Source organism: bacterium, from assembly GCA_020444325.1.
Classification (GTDB): Bacteria; Bacteroidota; Ignavibacteria; order SZUA-365; family SZUA-365; genus BM516.
Window position 1 is genome coordinate 1 of sequence record JAHLLD010000024.1, and the last position, 5,026, is coordinate 5,026.

Below are 5,026 nucleotides of genomic sequence, written 5' to 3' on the forward strand. Positions count from 1 at the left end.
TGAGTCTGGAAATGATCGGCCGCGGGGCCATTGATATATCAGGGTATCCAGATTGCTATGCAATTACGAAAAGCAAGATAGCCGTAAGTAACGATGGGGGTATGTCCTGGCGCAGCGTTGTCGAGGCACCTCAGACGCTGGATGCTCAAGGTATTATCCTCACTGACGAGGGGGCAGTATATCTGCATTACCAGGAGAGAGATTCACGGCGGTGGAATTTGCTGAAAAGTACGGATGCCGGTGCGCACTGGGATTCAATTGATGTGATTCAGTACGGTATGATGATCGCTAATATCAATCAATCAGGTAGCAGTTACGGATTGGGCTCCTTGGGGAATAAGTTTTTTATATCATCGACGGACGAATGGAGATCCTACTCAGTTGAGGGTGAGCTTTATGGTTATGCTGGTTACGGAATCTATTCAAATGACTATGACGTCGCATGGGTAACAACTCAATTCTCCATCCTCAAAACCACCAACGGCGGCATCAACTGGACGAACGTCACACCGTCCTTGCCACAATCCCCTCGCATCATTTCAACATGGCCACAGCCGGTGTCGCAAGGTGGAATGATGAATACCGAGCTCGAACTCACCCGGCCGGGACCCGTCCGCATCGAACTCTACGACCTTCTCGGGCGCAGAAGGGCGGTAGTGTTGGATGCCGAGGTCACTGCCACCCGGCGAACTGTGCAGTGGTCCACCATCGGACTCGAGCGCGGGGTGTGCGTGCTGAGGTTGGTGACGGGGAGCGGCGTTGCAAACACTAAGGTAATGGTGAAATGAGACTCCAAACTGCAATAACGTCCCTGGTGCTTCTCCTGGCAAGCATCCCCGCTGCCGCTCAGCCCCTGAGCGTTTCGATAGAATCCATCGATGCCTCACGGCTCCCACGTTTGAAGATGGCAACAGCTGTGCGGTGGAACGGTGCGCAGCTGCTGTCGACACAGGGCAGACTCAGGCTGTATGCCTCCGATGGCACGTTCGTCATGGAGAAACCAGTCACGGTACACGCTGACGGAAGCATCTCCGAGAGCCTGGATATTTCGGCAGTGCTGCCGGGGAGCTACACGGCTGTCATCTCCAACGGTGATCGTATATATGTAAAGCATCTGATGCGCCTGTGAATTGACATTTGATGCACAATATTTCTGAACAAATTCTGGGAGATTTGTTCCGGAAATTCTGAACAAACGACAGGACGGTAGACGATTTGCAGCCCAATGGCACTTCATATTGCACAGTGCAATGTATTTTGTTTATATTGCCGTGCAGGCAATAACAAAGAAATATGATGCACAAATGAGCAGACGGATCGGAAAAATGGAGGCGCAGCTCTTCGCGTACGCGCAACTGAGAAATCTGCTTGTGCTGCGGAGCGGGGATCTGCTCGAACCACTCGGACTCACAATGAAGCAGGAAAGGGAGTTGCTGGACAGGCTTAACCGGGCAGGGATGATCGCCCAGGTGCAGCGCGGACTGTACCTTCTGCCGGAGCGGTTGCCGCTGGGAGGCAAGTGGAGTCCTGATGAAGCCCAGGTATTGCATGCGCTGATCACCGGGCAGCAAGGGACGTATCAGGTAAGCGGTCAGGCAGCCTTCAACTTCTACGGCTTTGACGATCAGATACCGAACCGGATCGATGTATACAACGACAGGCTCTCTGGGACGAAGCGTGTTGCCGCGGTCGCTCTGTCGCTGATCAAAGTCGCACCGGAGCGGCTGGGTTCCACCACTTCAGTCGTATCGAGCAGTGGGAAAGAACTCGTGTACTCATCGCGGGTGAGGACGCTGGTGGATGCCGTGTACGATTGGTCCCGCTTCGGCAGCCTCCCGCGAGGGTACGACTGGATTCGCCGGGAAATCTCCGCTGGGAGATGCAATCCGATGAAACTCGCGGAATGCGCCGTGGCATTCGGGGATGTAGGGACTCGCCGCAGGATCGGTTATCTCATGGAAAAGGAGGGATATGAGAACGAGGCAGTTGAACCTCTTCGAGAGGCGCTCACGGCAACGAGCAGCACCATTCCGTGGATACCCGGTCGTCCGAAACGCGGAAGCACGCACCGGCAATGGGGAATCATCGATAACAGCATATAGGGGGGTGCGATGCTGACATTCCACGAGGATACGGCCCTGTTCAGGGAGGCGATCCGTTACACAGCAGCCAGCACCGGCTTCGGAGCACGGCTGATCGAAAAGGACTATTACTGCAGCGTTCTTCTGCACGCGCTCGCGGTGAACACTGATCTCCCCTGGTGTTCAAAGGTGGTACCTGTCTTGCGAAAGTCCATGCGGGATTTTACAGGATGAGCGAGGACATGGATTTCCTCATTCCCGTGGAGATCGATGCGAAGCGCTCAATCAAACGAGAGATGATTGCGCCCGTGAAGGATGCCTTCGAGCGGCAGCGTACTGACAACTCATGCTTTGATATCGTTCAGCCCCTCGAGGGTGCGAATCAGTCCTCGCAGTATCTCGGCGCGGTCGGGTATTCCTCCGCGATCAGCAACGTGGTGGAAACGGTCAAGCTCGAGATCAGCATGCGCGAACCGCTGTACGAACCGATCCATCACGGCGCCGCACATACGCTGCTCCGACATCCCGGCACCGACGCGGAAGCGGTGAAGAGATTCGATGCGCCTTCCATTGCCCTGACCGAAGCCTATGCGGAAAAATTTCGTGCCGCACTGATCCGGCCGGAGGTCGCCGTCAGGGATTTTTTCGATATCGACTATGCGATGCAGATTGGCGCGATCGACATCGAACGTCAGCAGTTTATCGAATTGGTGAAGCGCAAGCTTGCTGTCCCGGGGAATCTCCCGGCGAATATCTCCAGCGAGAGAATGGATGGCCTGGTGGCGCAGATCGAGACGCGTCTTCGTCCTGTTCTCAGGGAGGAGGATTACCAGTCCTTTGATGTGCAGCGAGCAATCGATGCAGTCATGCAGGTCGCACGTGCTGTCGGATGAATGATTCTTCAGGGGTAACGAGGATGGCAAGATTCTCTCTTTTTCTCCACCCGAAAATCCCGTATTTTCCACAGAAGTCTGAACAGTTCAAACACGAGCGAAGTGTTCAGAATATTTTTCTGAACAGTGGCTGCGGCTTCGCTAAGTCATTGATTTTATTACGCTCCCGTAGCTCAGGTGGATAGAGCATCTGCCTTCTCCGTGGAACGAACAGTTTAACTCAACCCGCTCGTGAAACCGCGACATATCATGGAAAATATAACGAGGCCGACTCTTGGTAGAGTCGGCCTCGTGGTCGTGGGAATCGAGACACACGGATTGCGGATCCATGCGCTGTGGAAATGTGCTGTTATCGGACCAGCATCATCTTCCGGATATCGTGGAATTCCTCGCCGTCGGTACCGATCGCGTGTATGCGATAGGTGTAGACGCCGGAGGGGAGTTCCGAACTTACATCGCTGCTGTTCCAGACAACCGAGTGCGTCCCAGCAGGGACACTACGATCGATGAGCACATCGACTTCAACACCGAGGGCGTTGTAGACAGCCAGTCTGACACTGCAGTTAACCGGAATTGTGAACGAGATTGTCGTTGAAGGATTGAACGGATTCGGGTGATTCTGCTCAAGCGCGAAGTCTTCCGGTGCAGCATCACGCACCATCGCCTTGGGAGTCGGCGCGGCGTGATACCCTTCGAAGAAGCGTGCTTCGTCGAATCCGCTGTTGTACGCATCAAGAGCCGTTGTGATGTCACTGAGTGACGCGCCGTAGGTGTTCTGTCCTGCCAGAGCCATGTTCGCGAACGCGAGCAGGTCGGTCAGGTACAGGTCCGTCGCCGGAGCGAACACTGTCAACATCGCAGTGATCACGCTGGGCGGGATCAGGTACGATTGCGTGGTGAGCGGGACTTCGACATCGTTGCCGTCAAGACACACACCGTTGACGTAGTCGGACTCGAGAGTCCAAAGATACGGCGTGGTCGTGGGAGGCAGTTTGATGTCCGTCGTGAGATAGGGATCCAACCGCAGGTTCAGAGCGAAGGTGATCGTCTGCGCCAGCAGGCTGTTACGGAATCTTCCATTCTTGACCTGGCTGAAGTTGCCCGGAATGATGTTGCAATTCGTACCGAATGTATAGTCGGACGACGGCAGCACGGCCGAAGGCCCTCCGCCGGGCAGGTACTGGATGACGCAATTACCCTGTCCGATACCGAAGGTAATGGATCCAGAGTTGCCGGGAATTCCGATGACGAGTTCGCTTGTCAGCAACTGACTGAGGAGAGTAGGCGTTGTCGCACCGTTTCCGCAGTATTTTCCGCCCACGTTGCCGTAGAAGCCCTGCGTAAGCGTGGCAAACTGGCAGCGGGACTCGACGATGGTCTGTGAAACGATTACGGACTCGTTCATGCAGATATCCACGAGTTTCCATGAACGGATATGCCACTTCGTGCCATCCGGTTGCGGAACGATGTCGTGGACTATCGGGGTGGAGAGTACAGGATTGGGATCGCAATTGTCGTTGAAGTCGATGCCGAGGACCGGATTCCAGAACGGAATCGGATCGGTCGCACAGTCTACAACCATATTGCTTGGCGGAAGGTTGATCCATGTCGGTGCTTCCGTATCCTGAACGGTAATCGTCTGCACGTAGTTCGCGCTCACATTGCCGCAGCCGTCATCGAAGTTCCATGTGCGAACCTGGACGTAGCCGTTGGCGCAGTTTGCGTCCGGTGTTGTGACGTCGCTGACGATATTGATATAGGGACTCGCCATACAGTTGTCAGTCGCAGTCGGAACGAGTGCCAGCGCCGCAGCGATGCCGGCGAGGTTCGAACATTCGAGCGTGGCGTCGAGGGCTCCGGCGAGTGTCGTAACGACAGGCGCGGTGTTGTCTTCGACGGTAATGGTCTGCACGTAGTTCGCACTCACATTGCCGCAGCCGTCATCGAAGTTCCAGGTGCGAACCTGAATGTAGGCGTTGGCACAGGTTGCATGCGGGGTCGTGACGTCGCTGAGGAGGTTCAGGTTGGGGACGGCCGAACAGTTGTCGGTGG

6 protein-coding genes are annotated in these 5,026 nt (G+C 55.3%); 5 read left to right on the top strand and 1 reads right to left on the bottom strand.

The features are described 5' to 3' along the window. From KQI65_18020 to KQI65_18040, 5 genes are all read left to right on the top strand, one after another. The coding region (locus tag KQI65_18020) for a hypothetical protein (protein MCB2206643.1) at positions 1–788 on the top strand (788 nt) is incomplete at its 5' end. After that, entirely contained in the window at positions 785–1,129 is a 345-nt protein-coding gene (locus KQI65_18025; GenBank protein MCB2206644.1) for a hypothetical protein, read from the top strand. The genes KQI65_18020 and KQI65_18025, both read left to right, overlap by 4 nt. Before the next feature lie 175 nt (positions 1,130–1,304). After that, positions 1,305–2,102 (top strand): hypothetical protein, encoded by a 798-nt coding sequence (locus KQI65_18030; GenBank protein MCB2206645.1) that lies wholly within the window; start codon positions 1,305–1,307, stop codon positions 2,100–2,102. Positions 2,103–2,111: 9 nt separating this feature from the next. After that, on the top strand, positions 2,112–2,315 hold the full coding sequence (locus tag KQI65_18035) for a hypothetical protein (protein ID MCB2206646.1): 204 nt from the start codon (positions 2,112–2,114) through the stop codon (positions 2,313–2,315). After that, positions 2,261–2,974, top strand: coding sequence for a nucleotidyl transferase AbiEii/AbiGii toxin family protein (locus KQI65_18040; protein ID MCB2206647.1), 714 nt, complete (start codon positions 2,261–2,263; stop codon positions 2,972–2,974). The genes KQI65_18035 and KQI65_18040 overlap by 55 nt, the downstream gene beginning before the upstream one ends. Positions 2,975–3,323: 349 nt before the next feature. On the opposite strand, the gene KQI65_18045 is transcribed toward KQI65_18040, so the two are convergent. Then, the coding region (locus KQI65_18045; protein ID MCB2206648.1) for a hypothetical protein at positions 3,324–5,026 on the bottom strand (1,703 nt) is incomplete at its 5' end.